The 21,546-nt window shown below is 70.7% G+C and carries 19 protein-coding genes and 1 pseudogene; 7 read left to right on the top strand and 13 right to left on the bottom strand.

Features of this window, described 5'->3' with window-relative positions:
• Position 1 precedes the first annotated feature (1 nt).
• Positions 2 to 1,687: pseudogene (locus ACFYXB_RS06740) on the top strand (GAF domain-containing sensor histidine kinase).
• A 146-nt stretch (positions 1,688 to 1,833) separates the two neighbouring features.
• Positions 1,834 to 2,895: a peptidoglycan DD-metalloendopeptidase family protein gene (locus tag ACFYXB_RS06745; protein ID WP_389578450.1), complete on the top strand. Its 1,062-nt coding sequence runs from the start codon at positions 1,834 to 1,836 to the stop codon at positions 2,893 to 2,895.
• A gap of 15 nt (positions 2,896 to 2,910) precedes the next feature.
• Here the strand turns inward: ACFYXB_RS06745 and ACFYXB_RS06750 are convergent, their stop codons facing one another.
• From ACFYXB_RS06750 to ACFYXB_RS06770, 5 genes are all read right to left on the bottom strand, one after another.
• Positions 2,911 to 3,837, bottom strand: a complete 927-nt coding sequence (locus tag ACFYXB_RS06750) for a Cof-type HAD-IIB family hydrolase (protein ID WP_389578453.1) — start codon at positions 3,835 to 3,837, stop codon at positions 2,911 to 2,913.
• Positions 3,838 to 3,907: 70 nt separating this feature from the next.
• On the bottom strand, positions 3,908 to 4,819 hold the full coding sequence (locus ACFYXB_RS06755; RefSeq protein WP_389578456.1) for an LLM class flavin-dependent oxidoreductase: 912 nt from the start codon (positions 4,817 to 4,819) through the stop codon (positions 3,908 to 3,910).
• Positions 4,820 to 4,900: 81 nt separating this feature from the next.
• Positions 4,901 to 5,449, bottom strand: a complete 549-nt coding sequence (locus tag ACFYXB_RS06760; protein WP_389578457.1) for an RNA 2'-phosphotransferase — start codon at positions 5,447 to 5,449, stop codon at positions 4,901 to 4,903.
• Between the two features lie 271 nt (positions 5,450 to 5,720).
• Positions 5,721 to 7,481, bottom strand: coding sequence for an SDR family oxidoreductase (locus tag ACFYXB_RS06765; RefSeq protein ID WP_389578459.1), 1,761 nt, complete (start codon positions 7,479 to 7,481; stop codon positions 5,721 to 5,723).
• Positions 7,478 to 8,320: a M24 family metallopeptidase gene (locus ACFYXB_RS06770; RefSeq protein ID WP_389578461.1), complete on the bottom strand. Its 843-nt coding sequence runs from the start codon at positions 8,318 to 8,320 to the stop codon at positions 7,478 to 7,480. The genes ACFYXB_RS06765 and ACFYXB_RS06770 overlap by 4 nt, the downstream gene beginning before the upstream one ends.
• 226 nt (positions 8,321 to 8,546) lie before the next feature.
• On the opposite strand from ACFYXB_RS06770, the gene ACFYXB_RS06775 reads away from it, so the two are divergent.
• The 5 genes from ACFYXB_RS06775 (at position 8,547) to ACFYXB_RS06795 (ending at position 12,353) form a co-directional block, all read left to right on the top strand.
• Positions 8,547 to 9,521 carry an ABC transporter ATP-binding protein gene (locus ACFYXB_RS06775; RefSeq protein ID WP_389578463.1) on the top strand — a complete coding sequence of 325 codons (975 nt, stop codon included), beginning with the start codon at positions 8,547 to 8,549 and terminating at the stop codon, positions 9,519 to 9,521.
• The gene (locus tag ACFYXB_RS06780; RefSeq protein WP_351345911.1) at positions 9,511 to 10,419 is read left to right on the top strand and encodes an ABC transporter permease; all 909 of its coding nucleotides are present in this window, start codon (positions 9,511 to 9,513) and stop codon (positions 10,417 to 10,419) included. Before ACFYXB_RS06775 ends, ACFYXB_RS06780 begins: the two co-directional genes overlap by 11 nt.
• A complete protein-coding gene (locus tag ACFYXB_RS06785; RefSeq protein WP_389578466.1) occupies positions 10,416 to 11,327 on the top strand; it encodes an ABC transporter ATP-binding protein in 912 nt (303 codons plus the stop codon). Before ACFYXB_RS06780 ends, ACFYXB_RS06785 begins: the two co-directional genes overlap by 4 nt.
• 10 nt (positions 11,328 to 11,337) lie before the next feature.
• Positions 11,338 to 12,057, top strand: a complete 720-nt coding sequence (locus tag ACFYXB_RS06790) for an ABC transporter permease (RefSeq protein ID WP_351345905.1) — start codon at positions 11,338 to 11,340, stop codon at positions 12,055 to 12,057.
• Between the two features lie 80 nt (positions 12,058 to 12,137).
• The gene (locus ACFYXB_RS06795; RefSeq protein ID WP_351345902.1) at positions 12,138 to 12,353 is read left to right on the top strand and encodes a hypothetical protein; all 216 of its coding nucleotides are present in this window, start codon (positions 12,138 to 12,140) and stop codon (positions 12,351 to 12,353) included.
• A gap of 358 nt (positions 12,354 to 12,711) precedes the next feature.
• Here ACFYXB_RS06795 and ACFYXB_RS06800 read toward each other — a convergent pair whose 3' ends face one another.
• The 8 genes from ACFYXB_RS06800 to ACFYXB_RS06835 all read right to left on the bottom strand — a co-directional run bounded on the left by ACFYXB_RS06800 (position 12,712) and on the right by ACFYXB_RS06835 (position 21,477).
• On the bottom strand, positions 12,712 to 13,518 hold the full coding sequence (locus tag ACFYXB_RS06800) for an HAD family hydrolase (protein WP_389578468.1): 807 nt from the start codon (positions 13,516 to 13,518) through the stop codon (positions 12,712 to 12,714).
• Positions 13,515 to 14,792 carry a serine--tRNA ligase gene (serS, locus tag ACFYXB_RS06805; RefSeq protein ID WP_351345896.1) on the bottom strand — a complete coding sequence of 426 codons (1,278 nt, stop codon included), beginning with the start codon at positions 14,790 to 14,792 and terminating at the stop codon, positions 13,515 to 13,517. Before serS ends, ACFYXB_RS06800 begins: the two co-directional genes overlap by 4 nt.
• Before the next feature lie 561 nt (positions 14,793 to 15,353).
• Entirely contained in the window at positions 15,354 to 16,286 is a 933-nt protein-coding gene (pheA, locus tag ACFYXB_RS06810; RefSeq protein WP_351345893.1) for a prephenate dehydratase, read from the bottom strand.
• 79 nt (positions 16,287 to 16,365) lie between these two features.
• Positions 16,366 to 17,643 (bottom strand): iron uptake transporter deferrochelatase/peroxidase subunit, encoded by a 1,278-nt coding sequence (gene efeB, locus ACFYXB_RS06815; RefSeq protein ID WP_389578471.1) that lies wholly within the window; start codon positions 17,641 to 17,643, stop codon positions 16,366 to 16,368.
• A gap of 8 nt (positions 17,644 to 17,651) precedes the next feature.
• Positions 17,652 to 19,529 carry a copper resistance CopC/CopD family protein gene (locus tag ACFYXB_RS06820; RefSeq protein ID WP_389578474.1) on the bottom strand — a complete coding sequence of 626 codons (1,878 nt, stop codon included), beginning with the start codon at positions 19,527 to 19,529 and terminating at the stop codon, positions 17,652 to 17,654.
• Between the two features lie 13 nt (positions 19,530 to 19,542).
• Positions 19,543 to 19,995, bottom strand: coding sequence for a copper chaperone PCu(A)C (locus ACFYXB_RS06825; RefSeq protein ID WP_389578476.1), 453 nt, complete (start codon positions 19,993 to 19,995; stop codon positions 19,543 to 19,545).
• On the bottom strand, positions 19,992 to 20,645 hold the full coding sequence (locus ACFYXB_RS06830; protein WP_389578479.1) for an SCO family protein: 654 nt from the start codon (positions 20,643 to 20,645) through the stop codon (positions 19,992 to 19,994). The genes ACFYXB_RS06825 and ACFYXB_RS06830 overlap by 4 nt, the downstream gene beginning before the upstream one ends.
• Before the next feature lie 94 nt (positions 20,646 to 20,739).
• Positions 20,740 to 21,477 (bottom strand): YcnI family protein, encoded by a 738-nt coding sequence (locus tag ACFYXB_RS06835; protein ID WP_389578481.1) that lies wholly within the window; start codon positions 21,475 to 21,477, stop codon positions 20,740 to 20,742.
• Between the last annotated feature and the right edge of the window lie 69 nt (positions 21,478 to 21,546).

Genomic DNA, 21,546 nt, shown 5'->3' on the forward strand with positions numbered 1-21,546 from the left:
TATGTCCGGCGCACCGCATTTTGGCCCCGAGCGGTCCGCCGCGAGCGCGGCGGACGGACCAGCTCCGCGAGTCCCGCAGCTGCTGGCCGCGATGCGGGCCGTAGGCAGTGGTCTCGAGTTGCATTCCACGCTCGACCGGATCTGTGAGACCGCGGCCGACCTGATCGGTGCCAGGTACGCGGCCCTCGGTGTCGTCGCCGAGGACGGCCAGGGACTGGTCGACTTCGTGTACCACGGCGTCGACGAGGCCACCGCACGCCGGATCGGGCGGCACCCGGACGGGCGCCAGGGGCTGCTCGGCGCGCTCATCCACGACCCGGTGCCGGTACGGCTCACTGAACTGGCCGACGATCCGCGCTCCTGCGGCCTTCCCGCGCACCATCCGCCGATGCGCGGCTTCCTCGGAGTCCCGGTCCGGGTGCAGGGGAGATCTTCGGCAACCTCTACCTGACCGAGAAGCACGGGGGCGAGCCGTTCGACGACCAGGACCTCGACATGGTCCGGGTGCTGGCCACCGAGGCGGGCATCGCCATCGGCAACGCCCGGCTGTACGAAGCCGCCCGGCAGCGGGAGCGCTGGATCGACGGTTCCGTGGCCGTCACCACCGCGCTGCTGTCCGGCGGGGACGCCGACGACGCCCTCCAGGTCGTCGCGGAGCAGGCCCGCCGCCTGTCCGGTTCGGCGGCCGGGGTCGTCCTGCTGCCCGCCGACGATGGCGGTCTCGAGGTCGTCGCCGTTGCCTCGGACCGGACGCCGCGTCTGCTGGGGGCGGTGATTCCGCCGGATAGCGAGATCGTCGCCGAACTCCTCGACGGACAGGTGGTGTTCGTGGAGGACGCGGCCACCGACCGGAGGATGCTGACCGAGTACGCGACCGGCTTCGGGCCGACCCTGCTGCTGCCCCTGCTGAGCGACGGCCGCGTCATGGGCACCCTCGTCATGCCCCGCGCTCGGGGGGGAGCGGCCGTTCAGCCGGGCCGAGCGCACTCTCGCCGTCCAGTTCGCCTCGCAGGCCGCGCTCGCCCTGGTGATGGCCGAGGCACAGCGCGACCGGGAGCGGCTCGCGGTGTACGAGGACCGTGACCGGATCGCCCGCGACCTGCACGACCTGGTCATCCAGCGGCTGTTCGCCACCGGGATCATGCTGGAGAGCGCCCAGCGAGGGTCGGTCGTGCCGACGGTGCGGGACGGCATCGGCAAGGCCGTCGAAGAACTCGACGTCACGATCCAGGAGATCCGCACCGCGATCTTCGCGCTCCAGCAGGGCCCCGCCGAGGTGCCGTCCGGACTGCGCACGCGTGTCCTGCGCGAGATCAGCATGGCCGCCGTGCCCCTGGGGTTCAAACCGTCGCACCGAGTCGTCGGACCGGTCGACACCGTCGTAGGCGAACTCAGTGGCAAGAACCTGATCGCGGCCCTGCGCGAGACCCTCTCCAACGCGTTCCGGCACGCCGGCGCCTCGCGGATCGACGTCGTCGTCGACGCGACCGTGACCCTGGCGGACGGCCGGCCAGGCGTACGGCTGAGCGTCGCCGACGACGGCGTCGGCATCCCCGAGGGCGGCCGCCGCAGCGGCCTGAAGAACCTCGAACGTCGCGCGGAGTCACTGGGCGGCGCCAGCTGGCACGGACCGGGTCTCGGCGAGGACGGCGGCGGCACGACGGTGGTGTGGCAGGTACCGCACTGAGCCACGGGCTCCGGCCACAGGGAGGCACCGGCCCCGTGGGACTGAGCCATCAGCCGCGCCCTCCTGACCCGTCCGCAGCAGCCAGGTCCCCCAGGCGTACCAGTCGTACGTGACTCGGGACGGCTGGGCGGGTCACGATCGCCGGCATGCCTTCAGCCCGCCGTCGTCCGCCGATCGTCGCGCTGCTGCTGTGCGCGCTCGCCGTGCTCGCGGCCCGGCCTGACGGGCAGGGGGACGGCGCTGGTTCCGGTGCGGGCGTCAGTGCTCGGGTCGTGCGGCTGTACCAGGAGGCCGCCGTGGCGAGCCGGCAGTACGAGGCGGGGCAGCGTGAGGCCGGGGCGCAGTGGGGCGAGGCGCGGCGGGCCGAGCGGCTGCTCGTCCGTGAGCGGAGGCAGGTGGCCGTACTCCACGCCGACCTGGGCCGTATCGCGCGCGCCCAGTACCGCACGGGCGGCGGGCTCCCGCTCACCGCGCAGATCCTCCTGGCGGACGGCCCGGACGAGCTGATGCGCGGTCAGCACGTCTTCTCGCAGACGGATCTCGCGGTGAGCAACGCCCTCGGCAGGAGCCGCCGGGCCGAGGCGCGGCTGGCCGCGGACGAGGCCAAGGCCGAGACGGCCAGGCAGGCGGCACGGATGCGGACGACCCGGCTCGCCGGGTTGAAGAAGGACATCGCGCGGAAGCTGGAAGCCGCCCGCGAGGAGTTGCAGCGCCGGGCCGACGCCTCGGCGGCGGCCGGCACGTGCGGTGGCGCGGTACGGCTGCACCAGCCGCGCACCCACGTCGGGCGGGCCTGGGTCGCGCCCGTGGAGACGTACACGCTGTCCGCCGGATTCGGCAGCGGCGGTGCGCGTTGGGCGCACCGGCACACCGGGCAGGACTTCGCGGTCCCGATCGGCACGCCGGTTCGGGCGGTCGGCGCGGGCCGGGTGGTGAAGGTGTCCTGCGGGGGCCCCTTCGGTATGGAGGTCGTAATCCGGCACTCCGGCGGGACCTGCACGCAGTACGCCCATCTGGCCGCTGTCGCGGTCGACGAGGGGGACCAGGTGACCACGGGCCGCTGGATCGGCCAGTCCGGCACCACGGGCAACTCGACCGGACCGCATCTGCACTTCGAGGTGCGCCGCACGCAGGAGGCGGGCTCGGCGGTGGATCCGGTGCCGTGGCTGGCCCGGCACGGCGTCAAGGTGCGCCCGGACAGACCCTAGGAGCGCGGTGTTCCGCTACTCCCGTTCCTCCAGCATCCGTTCGATGATCACCGCTACCCCGTCCTCGTTGTTGGCGGCGGTCTGTCCCGAGGCCACCGCGACGACGGCCGGGTGGGCGTTGCCCATGGCGTACGACCGGCCCGCCCAGGTCAGCATCTCCACGTCGTTGGGCATGTCCCCGAAGGCCACGACCTCCTCGCGAGAGATACCGCGTTCCGCGCAGCACAGCGCGAGGGTGCTGGCCTTGGAGACGCCCGGGCCGCTGAGCTCCAGCAGGGCGCTGGGGCTGGAGCGGGTGACGTTGGCGCGGTCGCCTATGGCGAGGCGGGCGAGCTTGAGGAAGGCGTCCGGGTCGAACTCCGGGTGATAGGCGAGGATCTTGAGCACCGGCTCACCGGTCCCGGGGCCGGAGTCCGTGAGCAGTTCCTCGGCGGGCGCGCGGTGGTCGGGCCGCTCCATGTGCAGCTCGGGATACGCCGGTTCCTGGTAGAAGCCGTACGTCTGCTCCACCGCGTACACCGTGCCCGGCGCCGCCTCGCGCAGCAGCCGTATCGCGTCCAGGGCGTTGTCCCGGGCCAGTTCGCGCACCTTGACGAAACGGTGGGCGCCGGGCCCGCCGTGCAGGTCGACCACGGCCGCGCCGTTGCCGCAGATCGCCAGGCCGTGCCCGTGGACATGGTCGCTGACGACGTCCATCCAGCGTGCCGGGCGGCCGGTGACGAAGAAGACCTCGATGCCCGCCTCCTCGGCGGCGGCCAGCGCGGCGACCGTCCGCGGGGAGACCGACTTGTCGTCGCGCAGCAGGGTGCCGTCGAGATCGGTGGCGATCAGCCGCGGCTGGACGAGGGGCGTGCCTGCCCGTCCGGGTGCGGTCGAGAGCTGGGGAGAGGAAGGGGTCTCGGGCTGTCGGGTCGCTGAGGTCACCGGGTCATTCTCGCGCATATGCCAGCACGCCCGTGCGGGAGTCCGCACATATGAGACAGAGATGACCGACGGCGGTGGATGACGAAGATCAGCCCAGCTGGGCCACGGCCTCCATGGCGATCTGCTCGAACACCTTCTCGTCGGCGGCGAAGTCCGAGTCGGGAATCGGCCAGTGGATCACGATCTCGGTGAAGCCCAGCTCCTGGTGGCGGCCCGCGAAGTCGACGAACGCGTCCAGGGACTCCAGCGGGCGACCGCGGTCCGGGGTGAAGCCGGTGAGCAGGATCTTGTCGAGCCCGTTCACGTCCCGCCCGAGTTGATCGCACGCCTCGGTCAGCTTCTCGGTCTGCCCACGCAGGGCCTGGACCGACTGCTCCGGCGTGCCGTTCTCGAACAGCTTGGGGTCGCCCGTGGTCACCCACGCCTGCCCGTGCCGCGCGGCGAGCCGCAGCCCGCGCGGGCCGGTCGCGGCGATCGCGAAGGGCAGCCGGGGGCGCTGCACACAGCCCGGGATGTTGCGGGCCTCGTACGCCGAGTAGAACTCGCCCGCGTGCGACACCGAGTCCTCGGTGAGGAGCCGGTCGAGCAGCGGCACGAACTCGGCCAGCCGGTCGGCCCGCTCGCGCGGCGTCCACGGGTCCTGGCCGTTCTTCAGCAGGGTCGTGGCGTCGAAGCCGGTTCCGCCCGCGCCGATGCCTAGGGTGATCCGGCCGCCGGAGATGTCGTCGAGGGAGATCAACTCCTTGGCGAGGGTCACCGGGTGCCGGAAGTTCGGCGAGGTCACCAGCGTGCCGAGACGCAGTCGCTCGGTGGCGGCCGCGGCGGCGGTCAGCGTCGGTATCGCGCCGAACCACGGACCGTCGCGGAAGCTGCGCCAGGACAGGTGGTCGTACGTGTACGCCGTGTGGAAACCGAGTTCCTCGGCGCGTGTCCACGCCGAACGGCCGCCCTCGTGCCAGCGGCGGTACGGGAGGATCACGGTGCTCAGGCGCAGACTCATGCGTCCGAGACTAAAGGGCCCCACCGACAACGGACGAAACGGTCACCGTGCGCGGCCGTTCGGCCACGGCCCGGCAGGGCGTCAGTGGGCCTCGGGAAACCGCAGATAGCGAGGCGGTACGGCCTTGGTGAGCCACACCCCGTTCGCGCTGACGTGGAAGACGTGGCCGTCGCGGTGCATGGCGGCGGCGTCGACCGACAGCACGACGGGGCGGCCGCGTCGCGCGCCCACCCGGGTCGCGGTCTCGCGATCGGCCGACAGATGCACGTCGTGCCTGTTCATGGGCCTGAGCCCCTCAGTGCGGATCGCGTCCAGGCTGCGGGCGACCGTCCCGTGGTAGAGATATGCCGGCGGGGTCGCCGGGGGCAGGCCGAGGTCGACCTCGACGCTGTGGCCCTGGCTGGCGCGGATTCGGGTGCCCTCGATCGCGAAGCGCTTCTTGTCGTTTGCGGCCACCACGTGGTCGAGTTCCGCACGGGTGAACCGGAATCCGTGGGCGGCCGCGGCGGCGATCAGCGTGTCGATCTCGACCCAGCCGCTCTCGTCGAGCGTGAGGCCGATCCGCTCCGGCTGGTGGCGCAGGTGCTTGGAGAGGTACTTCGACACCTTCACGGTGCGTCTCTCGTCCATCTCTCTCGTGTCTCTCGTATTCACTCCACCAGCGTGCCGGGAGAGACGCGGATCACGCAGGTCATTTTCGTGTGGAGGTTTGGTCCACAGCCAAGTTCCGTTATCCACAGGGAAATTGACGAAGGTGTGGACAACTCGTGGGCGATTGAGGGCGATTCGTCAAGATCGTTAACATGGCCGTGACTTGCGGGCCGAGTGGACAAGGACTGTGTGTATCAGCGGAGTTCGGCGGTGGCGGCGCAACAGGACACGCCGCTCGCCGCCTTGCGCCTCACAGCGGCGGCTGGACCCGCGCGAATCTCCGCAACGCCCCAGGCAGGTACCGGGACATGAGGTGAGCCCCGCGGGCCTCCGGGGTCACAGGAATCACCGCCTCGTTGCGCACCACTGCGCGCATGATCGCCTGAGCCACCTTCTCCGGCGGGTAGTTGCGCATCCCGTACAGCCGGGCCGTGCGCTTCTGGAGACGGCCCTCCTCCTCGGCGTCCACGCCGGCGAAGCGCGCCGTGGAGGTGATGTTGGTGTTGACGAGTCCGGGGCAGATCGCGCTCACCCCGATGCCCTGGTCCGCGAGTTCGGCGCGCAGGCATTCGCTGAGCATCAGCACGGCCGCCTTGGAGGTGCTGTAGGCGGGCAGCGCCCGCGAGGGCTGGAACGCGGCCGCCGACGCCACGTTCACGATGTGTCCGCCCTGACCGCGTTCGGCCATCTGCCTGCCGAAGAGTCGGCACCCGTGAATGACACCCCACAGGTTGACGTCCAGGACCTTGCGCCAGTCGTCCGGCGTCGTGTCGAAGAACGAGCCGGACAGCCCGATTCCGGCGTTGTTCACCAGCACGTCCACCACGCCGTACTCGGTCGCGACCTTCTCGGCGAGCTTCTCCATGGCCTGCTCGTCGGCGACGTCGGCGGTCTCGGCCCACGCCGAGGGGGCGCCGAGCAGACGAGACAACTCGGCGGTACGGACCGCGGATTCGGCGTCCCGGTCGACGGCCACCACTCGGGCGCCCGCCTCCGCGAAGGCGAACGCCGTGGCCCGCCCGATACCGCTGCCCGCACCGGTGACCAGCACGAGCTGGCCGCCGAAGCGGTCGGCGTGCCGGCCGGACGCCTTCGCCGGCTCGGGACGCCCGCCCTCGACACCCGTGACGAACTCCTCGATCCACGCCGCCACTTGGTCGGGACGGGTGCGCGGGACCCAGTGCTTGGCCGGGAGCGTCCGGCGGGTCAACTGCGGAGCCCACTGGTCCAGTTCGTCGTAGAGGCGCTCCGAGAGGAACGCGTCTCCCAGGGGCGTGATGAGCTGCACGGGCGCGTGCGCGTACGCGTCCGGGCGCGGCCTCAGCAGCCGGGCGCGGACGTTGTCCCGGTACAGCCAGGCGCCGTTGGCCGCGTCCGAGGGCAGGGACGAGGTCGGGTAGTCGCCGCCCGGGACCTTCTCCAACCGCTCAAGGATCTTCGGCCAGCGCTTGCCGAGCGGGCCACGCCAGGCGAGCTCGGGCAGGACCGGGGTGTGCAGCAGGTAGACATACCAGGACTTTGCGCCCTGGCCGAGGAGTTGGCCGACCCGGCGGGGCGTCGGCCGCTTCACGCGCGCGTTGATCCAGTGCCCGAAGTGGTCGAGGGACGGACCCGACATGGAGGTGAAGGAAGCGATACGGCCCTCGGTGCGCCCGACCGTGACGAACTCCCACGACTGCACCGAACCCCAGTCGTGGCCCACCAGATGGACCGGCCGGTCCGGGCTGACCGCGTCCACGACCGCGAGGAAGTCGTCCGTGAGCTTGGCCAGCGTAAAGCCCCCGCGCAGCGGCTTGGGCGCGGTCGAACGGCCGTGGCCCCGGACGTCGTACAGCACGACATGGAAGCGCTCGGAGAGGCGGACGGCGACCTCGGACCACACCTCCTTGCTGTCCGGATAGCCGTGCACAAGGACGGCCGTCGGCCGGCTGGGGTCCCCCAGCTCCGCCACGCACAGCTCGACCCCGCCCGTGCGGATCCGGCGCTCCCGCGCGCCCTTCAGCGTCGTCACTTGTCCTCCGCCCAGCGCCGCACGTGCGGCAGATCGTCGTCCAGCCAGAAAGCGCTCTGCTCGGGATCCGTGGAGTCGGTGACGACCAGGATCTCCTCGAACTTCGCGCCCGTGCCGCGGAAACCGAGGTGCGGTTCGACCGCCCACAGGCCCGGCTGCGGCGGGTGGTCGGAGAAGCGGTACGGCGACCACAGCGGCGACCAGCCCTCGCGGTGACCGTGCAGCGCGTCCGCCGCCAGGCCCTCCAGGGACTGCGTCCCGAACCCGAACACATGCGGCGAGAAGCGACGCTGCGCGACCCGGTCGACCTTGTGGGCGATCACGCCGAAGGGGTAGGCGCGATGCCGGTTGGCGTAGCCCTGGCGGACCATGAGGCGGTCCACGTCCTCGTAGATCTCGCGCAGCGGGCGCCGCTCGCGCACCTCGCGCAGGATCAGCTCGCGGTGCGCCTCCAGATCGGCCATGAGCCGGTCCTGCACCGGGTTGATGCCGAGCGAGCCCGAGTATCCGATGTCGGCCGTGTACCCCTCGAACACCGGGGCCATGTCGAGGATGAACGGCATCCCGGGCTCCAGGCGGCGACTGGTGGGGAAGAACTGCAGCGGTATCCGGAAGTTCACGAACGCCGTACGGTCGCCGAACCAGGCGAACGGCAGATGGAACCAGTCCCGCACCCCGCGCTCGCGCAGCCACTCCCGCTGCATCCGCGCGGCCTCGCGCTCGGTCACACCCGGTTCCAGCCGGGCCGCCACCGCCTCCGCGCATTCGTAGGCGAGGCGCTGCACCCGCCTGAATCCCCGCAGGTCGGCGGAGAGTTCGCGTGTCACTGCCGTCGTCATGGCACCTCGTCCCACGGTTGCCGTACGTGCTCGTAACTTGACTTCGCCGAATCTGGCACTTGTTAGAGAAAGCGTCAATAGGGTGCGCGGAGAGCTGTGGATCACGTCCCGTAGCCCTCAGGCAGGGCATCCCCCCAGGAACCCGTACGACTGCAGGCGGACGCGAAGACAGCTCTCCGGTCTGACGACCCCCGTGGCGCATGTCACTACGGTCGACGATGTGACTGTGATCGCGACCGAAAGCCTGAGCAAGCGGTTCCCCCGGGTGACCGCGCTTGACCGGCTCTCCATGGACGTGGGACCCGGTGTGACGGGGCTCGTGGGTGCCAACGGAGCCGGCAAGTCCACACTGATCAAGATCCTGCTGGGTCTGTCCCCCGCCTCCGAGGGCCGCGCCGAGGTGCTCGGCCTCGACGTCGCCACCAAGGGCGCCGCCATCCGTGAGCGCGTGGGCTACATGCCCGAGCACGACTGTCTGCCGCCCGACGTCTCGGCCACCGAGTTCGTCGTCCACATGGCCCGCATGTCCGGCCTCCCGCCGGCCGCCGCCCGCGAGCGCACCGCGGACACGCTGCGCCACGTCGGCCTGTACGAGGAGCGCTACCGCCCCATCGGCGGCTACTCGACCGGCATGAAGCAGCGCGTGAAACTGGCCCAGGCCCTCGTCCACGACCCCCAGCTGGTCTTCCTGGACGAGCCGACCAACGGCCTCGACCCGGTCGGCCGCGACGACATGCTCGGCCTGATCCGCCGCATCCACACCGACTTCGGCATCTCGGTCCTGGTCACCTCCCATCTGCTGGGCGAACTCGAGCGCACCTGCGACCACGTCGTGGTCGTCGACGGCGGCAAGCTCCTGCGCTCCAGCTCCACCCGGGACTTCACCCAGACCACGACCACCCTCGCGGTCGAGGTCACCGACACCGACGAACACCCCGACGGCACGCGCGCGTTGCGCGACGCGCTGCACGCGCGCGGGGTGGAGCTCCACGACGAGGCCGGCGGGCTGCCCGGCGCCGGACACATCCTGCTGCTCACCGCGTCCGGCGACCAGACGTACGACCTCGTCCGCGACGTCGTCGCCGACCTCGGCCTCGGCCTCGTACGCATGGAGCAGCGCAGGCACCACATCTACGAGGTCTTCAAGAACGACGCGGACCGCGACGAGCAGCGGAAGGAGGCGGTCGGCCATGGCAGTTGAGCACCCTGCAGCCGCGCCCACGGGTGACCAGTCCCGTATCCACAACATCGGCTACCGCACCTACGACGGCCCCCGCCTCGGCCGCACCTACGCCACCCGCTCCCTCTACTCGCAGTCCCTGCGCGGCGCCTACGGCCTCGGCCGCTCGGTGAAGTCCAAGGTGCTGCCGATGCTGCTGTTCGTCGTGATGTGCGTGCCCGCGGCCATCATGGTGGCCGTCGCCGTCGCCACCAAGGCGAAGGAACTGCCCGTCGACTACACGCGCTACGCGATCATCATGCAGGCCGTCATCAGCCTGTACGTCGCCTCGCAGGCGCCCCAGTCCGTCTCGCGCGACCTGCGCTTCAAGACCGTGCCGCTGTACTTCTCCCGGCCGATCGAGACCGCCGACTACGTACGCGCCAAGTTCGCGGCGCTGGCCTCCGCGCTGTTCATCCTCACCGCGGCCCCGCTGCTCGTGCTCTACGTGGGCGCGCTGCTCGCCAAACTCGACTTCGCCGACCAGACCGAGGGATTCGCCCAGGGGCTGGTCTCCGTGGCGCTGCTGTCCCTCCTGTTCGCCGGGATCGGCCTGGTCATCGCGGCCGCCACCCCGCGCCGCGGCTTCGGCATCGCGGCCGTGATCGCCGTACTCGTCATCTCCTACGGCGCGGTCTCCACCCTCCAGGCCATCGCCGACGCCCAGGGCAGCGGCGACGCCATCCCCTGGATCGGCCTGTTCTCGCCGATCACCCTCATCGACGGCGTGCAGTCCGCGTTCCTGGGCGCCACCTCCGCCTACCCCGGCGGGATCGGCCCCTCGCACGGGGAGGGCGTGGTGTACGTCCTCGTCGTCCTCGGCCTCATCGCCGCCGCCTACGGCCTCCTGCTGCGCCGCTACCGGAAGGTGGGACTGTGACCACGCTCTCCATCGACCACGTCTCCCGCTGGTTCGGCAACGTGGTCGCCGTCAACGACATCACCATGACCATCGGCCCCGGCGTCACCGGCCTGCTCGGCCCCAACGGCGCCGGAAAGTCCACCCTCATCAACATGATGGGCGGCTTCCTGGCCCCCTCCACCGGCACCGTCACCCTCGACGGACAGCAGGTGTGGCGCAACGAGGAGATCTACAAGCACATCGGCATCGTCCCCGAGCGCGAGGCGATGTACGACTTCCTCACCGGCCGCGAATTCGTCGTCGCCAACGCCGAGTTGCACGGGCTTGGCGCCAAGGCCGCCGGGCGAGCGCTCGCCACGGTCGAGATGGAGTACGCGCAGGACCGGAAGATCTCCACGTACTCCAAGGGCATGCGCCAGCGCGTGAAGATGGCGAGCGCCCTCGTCCACGACCCCTCGCTGCTCCTGCTCGACGAGCCCTTCAACGGCATGGACCCGCGCCAGCGCATGCAGCTCATGGAGTTGCTGCGGCGCATGGGAGACGAGGGCCGCACGGTGCTGTTCTCGTCCCACATCCTCGAAGAGGTCGAGCAGCTCGCCCGGCACATCGAGGTCGTCGTCGCGGGCCGGCACGCGGCCAGCGGAGACTTCCGCAGGATCCGCCGCCTGATGACCGACCGGCCGCACCGCTATCTGGTGCGCTCCAGCGACGACCGCACCCTCGCGGCCGCGCTGATCGCCGACCCGTCGACGTCCGGTATCGAGGTCGACCTCACGGAGGGCGCCCTGCGCATCCAGGCCGTCGACTTCGGCCGCTTCACCGCCCTGCTGCCGAGAGTCGCCCGTGACCAGGGCATCCGGCTGCACACGGTCTCGCCGTCCGACGAGTCCCTCGAGTCCGTCTTCTCTTACCTGGTCACGGCGTAGGAGGCCGAAGATGTACGACCCCACAGTCGCCCGGCTCACCTACCGGGCCCTGCTCGGCCGTCGCCGGGCCCTCATCCTCGGCGCACTGCCCCTGCTGCTGATCGCCATCTCCGTGGTCGTGCGCGGCCTCGCCGGGGCCGACGACCAGACGGCGTCCGACCTGCTGGGCGGGCTCGCGCTCGCCACCATGGTGCCGATCATCGGTGTCATCGCCGGCACCGGGGCGATCGGCCCGGAGATCGACGACGGCTCCGTGGTGTACCTGCTGTCCAAGCCGCTGAAGCGGCCGACGATCATCTTCACCAAGCTGATCGTGGCGATCGCGGTGACCATGGTGTTCTCGGCCGTGCCGACCCTGATCGCGGGCCTGATCCTGAACGGCAACGGCCAGCAGATCGCCGTGGCGTACACGGTGGCGGCACTGGTCGCGTCGATCGCTTACGCGGCGGTCTTCCTGCTCCTGGGCACGGTGTCCCGGCACGCGGTGGTCTTCGGACTCGTCTACGCCCTCGTCTGGGAGGCCCTGTTCGGCTCCCTGGTGCCGGGCGCGCGCACGCTGAGCGTCCAGCAGTGGGCGCTGGCCGTGGCCCACAAGGTCGCGGGCGGGGACCTCGTGACGTCGGACGTCGGGCTGACGACGGCGACGGTGCTGCTCGTCGCGGTGACCGTGCTGGCCACCTGGTACGCGGGCCAGAAGCTGCGGTCGCTGACGCTGGCGGGCGAGGAGTGACAGGTCCCGGTCCTGACGGGGGCTTCACCTCGGTCCGGGCACACTGAATCAAGGGGACGCACAGGCAGGAGGGCACGGGCATGGCTGACGAGGTGTCGCGCGAGGAGTGGGACGGTGTGGTCCTGGACGAGGACTTCATACGCTCCGCCGACACGACCGAACCGTCCGCCCGTGCCCGTATGCTCGCCGCCCGCTGGCGCGCCGAGGAACCCGAGCCGCAGCCGTGGCGCTCGGAGGAGCCGCCCGCGGGCTGGTTCTTCAGCAAGGCCCGTCGGCGCAGGTGGCGCCGCCGATAGCGCCCGATAATTCGGTGGCGCCCAACTTCTCGTACCGGCACAGTGGTTGTGTCCACACCGTCGGTCCAAGGGCCGGCGCCACGTTCTGGGGAGGAGCGGGGCGATGTCCATGCACGACAGTACGTCCAGCTCCCGACAGGGCAGCCCGCGGCGGGCTCCGGAGTAGCTACCCGCTCCGTACGAGCCCGCCCCTCACGGGGTGCTGCCCGGGGCGGCCGCTTCGAGCACGCGATGTCGCTCTCGCGTGGGCCGCTCACCCTGTGCTGGGGCGGCCGGGTCACTTTCGCAGTTCGGCGCCGTGAGGTGTCGCTGCGCCCACCCGCGCCGCCCCAGCGGCAACTGCCCGCAGATACTGGCGTCAGCTGTTCAGCAGACGCTCCAGCACCACCGCGATCCCATCCTCCTCGTTGGAGGACGTCACCTCGTCGGCCACTGCCCTCAGCTCCTCATGGGCGTTGGCCATCGCCACCCCCCGAGCCGCCCAGGCGAACATCGGGATGTCGTTCGGCATGTCGCCGAAGGCGATCGTGTCGGTGGACTTCAGGCCCAGGCGGCGCGCCGCCAGGGAGAGCCCCGTCGCCTTGGACAGGCCCAGCGGCAGCAGCTCCACGATGCCCTCGCCCGCCATCGCCACCGTGACGAAGCCGCCCGCGGCCCGGCGTGCCGCCTCCGCCAGCTCGTCGTCCGACAGCTCGGGGTGCTGTATGTAGATCTTGTTCAGCGGGGCCGTCCACAGATCGGCCGCGTCCGTGAAGGGCGTCGACGGCAGCCTGCCGGTGACCGCGTACCCCGGCCCGACCAGCACCTCGCCGTCCAGGCCGTCCCGGCTCGCCGCCAGGAACAGCGGGCCGACCTCCGCCTCGATCTTCGCCAGGGCCACTCCCGCCAGCTGACGGTCCAAGGTCACGGACGTCAGCAGGCGGTGCGCCCCGGCGTCGTACACCTGCGCGCCCTGGCCGCAGACCGCGAGACCCCGGTAGTCGAGGTCGTCGAGTATGTGCCGGGTCCAGGGCACCGCGCGCCCCGTGACGACAATGTGTGCGGCGCCCGCCGCGGTGGCCGCGGCGAGCGCGTCACGGGTGCGCCCCGAGACCGACTCGTCGGAGCGCAGCAGCGTGCCGTCGAGGTCGGTGGCGACGAGCCCGTAGGGGAAACCGGTGCTCACTTGGCGACCGGTTCCAGGACCTCCCGGCCGCCCAGGTACGGACGCAGCACCTCGGGCACGCGCACCGAACCGTCGGCCAGCTGGTGGTTCTCCAGGATCGCCACGATCGTGCGCGGTACGGCACACAGCGTGCCGTTGAGCGTCGCCAGCGGCTTGACCTGCTTGCCGTCACGGACGCGGATCGACAGGCGGCGGGACTGGAACTCGGTGCAGTCCGAGGTCGACGTCAGCTCTCGGTACTTGCCCTGCGTCGGGATCCACGCCTCGCAGTCGAACTTGCGGGCCGCCGAGGCGCCCAGGTCACCGGTCGCCACGTCGATCACGCGGAACGGCAGCTCAAGCGACGTCAGCCAGTCCTTCTCCCACTGCAGCAGACGCCGGTGCTCGGCCTCCGAGTCCTCGGGAGCGACGTAGGTGAACATCTCGACCTTGTCGAACTGGTGCACACGGAAGATGCCCCGCGTGTCCTTGCCGTGCGAACCGGCCTCGCGGCGGAAGCACGGCGAGAAGCCCGCGTAGCGCAGCGGCAGGCGGTCCGCGTCGATGATCTCGTCCATGTGGTACGCCGCAAGGGGCACCTCGGACGTGCCGACCAGATACAGGTCGTCCTTGTCGAGGTGGTAGACGTCCTGGGCGGCCTGGCCGAGAAAGCCGGTGCCCGCCATCGACTGGGGGCGGACCAGCGCCGGGGTCAGCATCGGCGTGAAGCCGGCCTCCGTCGCCTGGGCGATCGCCGCGTTCACCAGGGCCAGCTCCAGCAGGGCGCCGACACCGGTGAGGAAGTAGAAGCGGGAGCCGGAGACCTTGGCGCCACGCTCGACGTCGATCGCGCCGAGGATCTGGCCGAGCTCCAGATGGTCCTTGGGCTCGAAGCCCTCGGCGCCGAAGTCACGGATCGTGCCGTGCGTCTCCAGCGTGACGAAGTCCTCCTCGCCGCCGACGGGCACGTCGGGGTGGACGAGGTTGCCGAGCTGGAGCAGCAGTTCCTGGGTCTCGGCGTCGGCCGCGTCGCGCTCGGCGTCGGCGGCCTTGACGTCGGCCTTGAGCTGTTCGGCCCGCTTGAGCAACTCGGCCTTCTCCTCGGCCGAGGCCTTGGGGATCAGCTTGCCGAGCTGCTTCTGCTCGGCACGGAGCTCGTCGAAGCGGACGCCGGACGACCTGCGCCGCTCGTCGGCAGACAGGAGGGAGTCGACGAGCGCGACGTCCTCTCCACGGGCGCGCTGCGAGGCGCGCACACGGTCGGGGTCCTCACGGAGCAGGCGAAGGTCAATCACGCGGTCAAGGCTACCGGTGCGGCGTTCGGACGCACGACTCTGTATTCTGAACTGCGGCTTACGTACCGCTATGAGGGAATTGCGTCACGTGTCAACAAATATCGTCTCACTCCCTGGAACGGAGCAACGGTGAGGCGGTGGCTTGACTCGATTCCCTTGTGCGGAGCGGGATTTGGCTGCGGGTTGTCCACAGGAATCCACACCCCCCGATGAGTTATCCACAGGCTGTGTGGAAGATCTGTGGACTTCGGAATTGATCACTCCGGGAGTGTCGGGCAGACGGGGGAATTCCCCGTACAAATCAGCCCAACACCCACTTTCGAGTGGAAAGCGGTCCCTCCAAAAGATGAACCATGGGAAACGGGTGGACGAAGGGTGACCTGCGGGATCATGGCGCCCTCCGAGGCCTCCAGAGAGATTTGTCGACCGAGTGGCACTCTCTTGTCGACTTGTCCCCAGGTCGAGAAGCCGCCCTGTGGATAACTTCTGTGGATAACGAAGACAGGGAGGTAGGACCGGCCGACAGGGCCGCAGGACCGGGCCGGCACCGACTGGAACCGGCTAGAACCGGCCGTCCTGGCAGCGGGCCACCCAGTCGGCCGCCGCCACGAACTCCTCGTCCGAGGTGCCCGTCGACGTGGGCCGGGCCTCGTCCGGCGTGATGTCCGCGCGCGGATACGAGCCGAGGTAGCGCACCTGCAGGCAGATCCGCTTCAGCCCCATCAGGGCCTCGGCCATCCGGCGGTCGGAGATATGGCCCTCGGCGTCGACGCAGAAGCAGTAGTTGCCGATACCGGCGCCCGTGGGCCGGGACTGCAGCAGCATCAGGTTGATGCCGCGGGTGGCGAACTCGCCGAGCAGGTCGCGCAGCCCGCCGGGGTGGTCGTCGCGCTGCCACAGCACGACGGAGGTCTTGTCGGCACCCGTCGGGGCCGCGGGCCGGGCCGGGCGGCCGACCAGCACGAACCGGGTCTGCGCGTTCTCCGCGTCGTGGATCCCGGTCTCCAGCGGCACGAGCCCGTACCGGGCGGCGGCGAACTCGCCCGCGAAGGCGGCGTCGTAGCGGCCCTCCTGGACCAGACGGGCGCCGTCCGCGTTCGAGGCGGCCGACTCCCAGACGGCGTCCGGGAGGTTGGCCTTGAGCCAGTTGCGCACCTGCGGCTGGGCGGCCGGGTGGGCGGTGACCGTCTTGATGTCGGACAGCGCGGTGCCGGGGCGGACCAGCAGCGCGAAGGTGATCGACAGCAGCACCTCGCGGTAGATCATCAGCGGGGCGCCCGCGACCAGTTCGTCGAGGGTGGTGGTGATGCCGCCCTCGACGGAGTTCTCGATCGGCACGAACGCGGCCTCGGCTTCGCCGGTGCGCACCGCGTCGAGCGCGGACTGCACGGAGACGTACGGGATCAGCTCCCGGGTGGCCGCCTCCGGAAGCGTGCGCAGGGCGACTTCGGTGAAGGTGCCCTCGGGGCCGAGGTAGGCATAGCTCGCTGGCATGTCCTCACCCTAATAGCCGCAGGCGAACATGGCTCAGGCGTCTCACGACAGCCCCTCCCGGGAGTGAACCCGGACGCCTTCAGCCCTCCAGCAGCCGCTGGCCCACGTACTCTCCCGCCGCTGCCCCGCCCGGTACTGCGAACAGCCCGCTGGCCTCGTGCCGTATGAACGCCGACAGCGCGTCGCCCCGGTCGAGCTTGCGCTGCACCGGTACGAAGCCGCGCAGCGGGTCCGCCTGCCAGCACACGAAGAGGAGCCCCGCGTCGGGCGTACCGTCCGGGTCGAGGCCGTCGTGGTACGAGAACGGGCGCCGGAGCATGGCCGCGCCGCCGTTCTGGTCGGGCCTGGTGATGCGGGCGTGCGCGTTGGCCGGGACGACGTAGTTGCCCCGCGCGTCGGCCTTCTCCAGGTCCATCGCGGTCGTCTCGGAGCCCCCGGACAGCGGCGCCCCGTCGGACTTGTGGCGCCCGATGACGTTCTCCTGGTCCTTGACCGAAAGCTTCTCCCAGTCGTCGAGGAGCATGCGGATACGGCGTACGACGGCGTAGGAGCCGTTCGCCATCCAGGCGGGCTCGCCCGAGGCGGGCACGAAGATCCGCCGGTCGAAGTCGGAGTCGGCCGGCTTCGGATTGCGGGTGCCGTCGATCTGGCCCATCAGGTTGCGGGCCGTCATGGGGTGGGCCGTGGCGCCCGGTGTGCGGTTGAAGCCGTTCATCTGCCAGCGGACGCGGGCCGCGCCGCCTGTGTCCTTCTGGATCGCGCGCAGGGCGTGGAAGGCGACCAGGGCGTCGTCGGCCCCGATCTGCACCCACAGATCGCCGTTGCTGCGGTTCTTGTCGAGCTGGTCGGAGGAGAAGTCGGGCAGCGGGTCGAGGGCGGCCGGGCGCTGCTTGTCCAGGCCGGTCCTGGCGAAGAAGCTGTGGCCGAAGCCGAAGGTGATCGTCAGCGAGGACGGTCCGGCGTCCCGGGCCACGTCGGTGTCGTCGTGCGCGGCCGGTTCGCCCGCCATCAGCCGCTCGGCCGTCGTCGACCAGCGGCGCAGCAGTGCGGCCGCCTCCTTGCGGCCGGCGCCCGCCGCCAGGTCGAAGGCGATGAGATGGCCGCGGGCCTGGAGGCCCTCGGTGATACCGGGCTGATGTTTCCCGTGAAACATCGCGCGGCCGGCGCCGACCGAGGTCAGCGGGGTGGCCTCGGAGGGCGCGGCGGCATATCCCACGGCGCCGCCCGCCGCACCGAGCACGAGGCCGGTGGCACCAGCGGTGCCGAGCAGCGTGCGCCGGGACAGACCCGCTGCGGAGCTTTCCGAAGCGGGCTTCGTGGGTGCGGTCGCCTCGGGGGCTGTGGACTGTTCAGGCATGGTGGGGTTCAGCCGATCTGCGCGTTCTTGGACACGGTCGCCTGGTCGATGTCGGAGGTCCGCACGGTCACGGCGATCTTCCATTCGCCGGCCATGGGGATCTGTACTCCGCTCGCCGCCCAGTGGCCGGTGGTGATGTGGTCGGGGGTCACGGGAAGCGGCCCGATCTTCTTGGCGTCCAGGGTGAAGGCGACCTTCACCTCGGGGATGTCGAAGGCCCGCCCGTTGGGTCGCTGTACATAGATGTGCATCTCGTTGGCGCCCACGCGCGCGGGGTCGATGTCGAGCCGTACGACGCCCTTGCCGTCCTTGCCGCCCGTGTCGAACGGCATGTCCAGGGTCAGCGCCCCGGACGAGCTCGATGTCGCGGACGAGGAGGCGGCGGACTTGGCGGCCTGGGCCTGCTGCTCGGTGCGGCCGGGCTCGGTCTGGGTGAGCACTGTGGTGACGGCGAGCAGGACGACGGCGACACCCGCTTCCGTGAGCACCGAGCGACGTAGGCCGAAGCGGTTCGGGTCGGCGTCCCGCAGCCGCTTCTGCCGGGCGGCGTCGACGGCGGCCCGCTGCCGGGCGAGCTGGGCGGCCCGCTGGGAGCTGCGGGCCGCCGCCTTGACGTGCTCCTTCTCGGGTTGTTCCGCCTTCGCCGGACCGGCCGCGGTGTCCGCGAGCTGTGCCGTCCAGCGCCGGGAGATCCACGCGATGCCGACCAGCAGAGCGACGAGCCCGATCTTGACGAGCAGGAGCTGCCCGTAGCGGGTGTCGGTGAACGCCGACCAGGCGCCCAGCTGGCGCCAGGACTGGTAGACGCCGGTGGCGACCAGGGCGAGCACGGAGCCGAAGGCGACGCGGGAGAAGCGGCGTACGGCGGCGGACTCGACCGGGGTCGTGGCGGGTGCCCGGTACAGGGCCACGAGGAGGGCGACGAGTCCGCCGAGCCAGGTGGCGACCGCCAGCAGATGGACGACGTCGACCGGCATGGCGATGCCCGGCTGGAGCCCGGTGGAGGCGTGCTCGGCCATCGCCCAGCTCGCCGCGAGCCCGGCGGCGACCACGGTCCCGCCGATGGCGAGCCCGAATCTCAGGTCGCGCTTCTCCTCGTCCTCACGCTTGTCATAGGCGCCGAAGAGGACGGCGATGAACAGCGCGGCGGCGGCGAGCAGCAGGAGCCGGGAGACCAGGGCGGCGCCGGTCTTGGTCTGCAGCACCTGGCCGAGGAGGTCCAGGTCGAAGATGTCGGCGATCTTCCCGGACCCGGTGTAGGAGCCGCGCAGGAGCAGCAGCCAGAGGGTGGCTGCGGTGAGCGCGATCCAGCCGCCGCCCACGAGCCGTTGCAGGGCCCGTACCCCGGTGCCGCGCTGCCAGCAGGCGAGGACGAAGGCGGCGCCGCCGACGAGCACGATGTAGCCGGCGTACGACACATAGCGGCCGAACCCGTAGAGCCAGCCGACGACTCCGCCGCCCGCCGTCTGCCCGTCCACCGAGACGCTGGTCTTCGAGGGGGTTCCGACGGAGAAGGTGTAGGCGCCGGCGACGGGGTGGCTGTCGGCGGAGACGACCTGGTAGGTGACGGTGTAGGTGCCGTCGGCGAGGCCGCTGTGGAGTTTCACGGCGTACGTCGTGCCGCTCACGTTGGACGGTGTGCCGGTGTCGACCCGCTTGCCCTTGGGGTCGAGGACGCGCAGCGAGCCGTCGTTCATGGCGACCTTCTCGGAGAAGGTGAGCGACACCTGGGTGGGCGCCTTGTCGACCACCACCCCCTGTGCGGGGTCGCTGCCGGTCAGCGCGGCGTGCGCGGAGGCCGGAGCGGCACCGGCGAGCAGTGCGCCGGTGACGGCGAGCAACAGCAGCACCAGGGTGCGCAGTCGTGGGGCGATGGTCCGCGTCAAGGTGGTCCCTCCCTCAGTGTCCGGTCGACGGGTTGTACGTGGCCGACTCGACCGGCATCTCGACGGTGAGGGGTCCGGACTTGGCGAATTTCAGCTTCACCGTGACCGTGTCGCCCTGCTCCGGCTTGCGCTTCAGCTTCTCGAACATCAGATGGTTGCCACCGCTTTTGAACACGAGTTGACCGTGTGCGGGCACGGCGAAGGAGGCGACCTCCTCCATGGCCCCGCCGACGGTGTCGTGCATGGTGACCGAGCCTGCGGCATCGCTGCTGACCGAGGTCAACTCGTCCTCGGTGCCGCCCTTGTTGGTGATCGTCAGGAACCCGGCGGCCATGTCGGCGGCGACGGGCTGGGGCATGTAGGAGGAGCTGACGGAGAGGTCGGCTTTCGTGTCGTCGGTGCCGCCGCAGCCGGCGAGGGCGAGCGCGCCCGCTATCGCGGCGGCGGGCAGGGCGAGCCGCCTCACGGGTTCACCCCCTTGGCGATCTTGGGGAGGTCCTTGGTGTAGTCGTCGACGGTGGCGTCCTCGCCGTAGAGGAGGTAGCCCTTGTCGGTCTTCGGGGAGAAGGCGACGACCTGGGTGCCGTGGACGGAGACGATCTTGCCGTTCTTGTCCTTCGTCGTCGGCTCGATGGAGATGCCGAGGGAGCGGGCGCCGGCCTGGATCGTCGAGAAGTCGCCGGTGAGGCCGATGAACTGGGGGTCGATGCCCTTGAGCCACTTGCCGAGCTCGGCCGGGGTGTCCCGGCCCGGGTCGGTGGTGACGAACACGATCCGCAGCGCGTTCTGCTCGGCCTTGGGCAGTGCCTTCTTGGCGACGGCGATGTTGTTCATCGTCAGCGGGCAGATGTCGGGGCAGTGCGTGTAGCCGAAGTAGACCAGCGTCGGCCGGCCCGCGGTCTCCTTGCGGAGGTCGAACTTCGTGCCGTGCGTGTCGGTGAGGACCAGGTCCGGCTTCTCGAACGGCTGGTCGAGGAGCGTCGCGGCCTTGTCCGAGCCGGACTCCTCGGAGACCACGGCGATCGGCGAGTTGCTGTCGTCGCCGCTGCCGCAGGCGGAGAGGGTCAGGGTGGCGGCGGCGAGCAGCGCGGCCGCGGCGAACGTCTTCTTGCGCATAGAAAAATGTCCCAGATGTGAGAGCCCTGGTGCGCACCGGGGTCGTACGCGGGATGTCGTACGACCCCGATGCGCGGTGCGGGTCTTGCGGGTGTCAGGCGTCGGACCGCCGGCGACCGGCGAACACGCCGTAGGCGACGCCGGCCGCGCCGACGACGATGCCCACCACGCCGAGCACGCGCGCGGTGGTGTCGCTGGACGAGCCAGTGGAGTCGGATGAGGCGGCGGCCGTCTGCTCGGTCCCGCTCTTGTCGTCGGAGGCGTCTTCGGCGGACGCGTCGTGGTGTCCGTTCTCCTCGGCGGCGGACAGCTGGAGCACCGGGGCCGGGTTCTCCGGCTCCTCCTGGCCCTTCTGCGGCACCTCGATCCAGCGCACGACCTCGTCGTTGGAGTACGTCTGGATCGCCTTGAAGACGAGTTGGTCGGTGTCCTCGGGCAGGGCGCCGACGGACAGCGGGAACTTCTGGAAGAAGCCGGGTTCGACGCCCTTGCCGTCGGCGGTCCAGGTGACCTTGGTGACGGCCTCGTCGATCTTCTCGCCGTGCATCTCGAGGGGCTTGGCCAGCTTGGACTTGGTGACCTTGACGGTCCAGCCTTCGAGCGGCTGCGGCATGACCGAGGCCAGCGGGTGGTCGGTCGGGAAGGTGACCTCGAGCTTGGTGGTCGAGGCGTTGTCGCGCTCGTTGGGAACCTTGAAGTCGACGACCGCGTAACTGCCCTTGGCGGCCGTGCCCTCGGGCTGCACGGAGACGTGTGCGAAGGCGGGTGCGGACAGGGCGAGGACGGCCGTGCCCGCGGCGGCAGCGGCGGCGGCGATACGAGAAGCCTTCATGGCAGGGAGCACTCCACTGTGAGTGAGTTGCGGTGATGGGAGGGGCCGCGCGCTTCGCACGCGCGCGTG

It is taken from the genome of Streptomyces sp. NPDC002619, from assembly GCF_042889305.1.
Taxonomy (GTDB): Bacteria; Actinomycetota; Actinomycetes; order Streptomycetales; family Streptomycetaceae; genus Streptomyces.

Bases quoted from the DNA above. Each gene is read 5' to 3' on its own strand.
- ACFYXB_RS06830 (WP_389578479.1), bottom strand. From the start codon at position 20,645: ATGCGCAAGAAGACGTTCGCCGCGGCCGCGCTGCTCGCCGCCGCCACC.
- ACFYXB_RS06795 (WP_351345902.1), top strand. From the start codon at position 12,138: ATGGCTGACGAGGTGTCGCGCGAGGAGTGGGACGGTGTGGTCCTGGAC.
- efeB (WP_389578471.1), bottom strand. From the start codon at position 17,643: ATGCCTGAACAGTCCACAGCCCCCGAGGCGACCGCACCCACGAAGCCC.
- ACFYXB_RS06780 (WP_351345911.1), top strand. From the start codon at position 9,511: ATGGCAGTTGAGCACCCTGCAGCCGCGCCCACGGGTGACCAGTCCCGT.
- ACFYXB_RS06760 (WP_389578457.1), bottom strand. From the start codon at position 5,449: ATGGACGAGAGACGCACCGTGAAGGTGTCGAAGTACCTCTCCAAGCAC.
- pheA (WP_351345893.1), bottom strand. From the start codon at position 16,286: ATGCCAGCGAGCTATGCCTACCTCGGCCCCGAGGGCACCTTCACCGAA.
- ACFYXB_RS06745 (WP_389578450.1), top strand. From the start codon at position 1,834: ATGCCTTCAGCCCGCCGTCGTCCGCCGATCGTCGCGCTGCTGCTGTGC.
- ACFYXB_RS06790 (WP_351345905.1), top strand. From the start codon at position 11,338: ATGTACGACCCCACAGTCGCCCGGCTCACCTACCGGGCCCTGCTCGGC.
- ACFYXB_RS06835 (WP_389578481.1), bottom strand. From the start codon at position 21,477: ATGAAGGCTTCTCGTATCGCCGCCGCCGCTGCCGCCGCGGGCACGGCC.
- ACFYXB_RS06755 (WP_389578456.1), bottom strand. From the start codon at position 4,819: ATGAGTCTGCGCCTGAGCACCGTGATCCTCCCGTACCGCCGCTGGCAC.
- ACFYXB_RS06770 (WP_389578461.1), bottom strand. From the start codon at position 8,320: ATGACGACGGCAGTGACACGCGAACTCTCCGCCGACCTGCGGGGATTC.
- ACFYXB_RS06750 (WP_389578453.1), bottom strand. From the start codon at position 3,837: ATGCGCGAGAATGACCCGGTGACCTCAGCGACCCGACAGCCCGAGACC.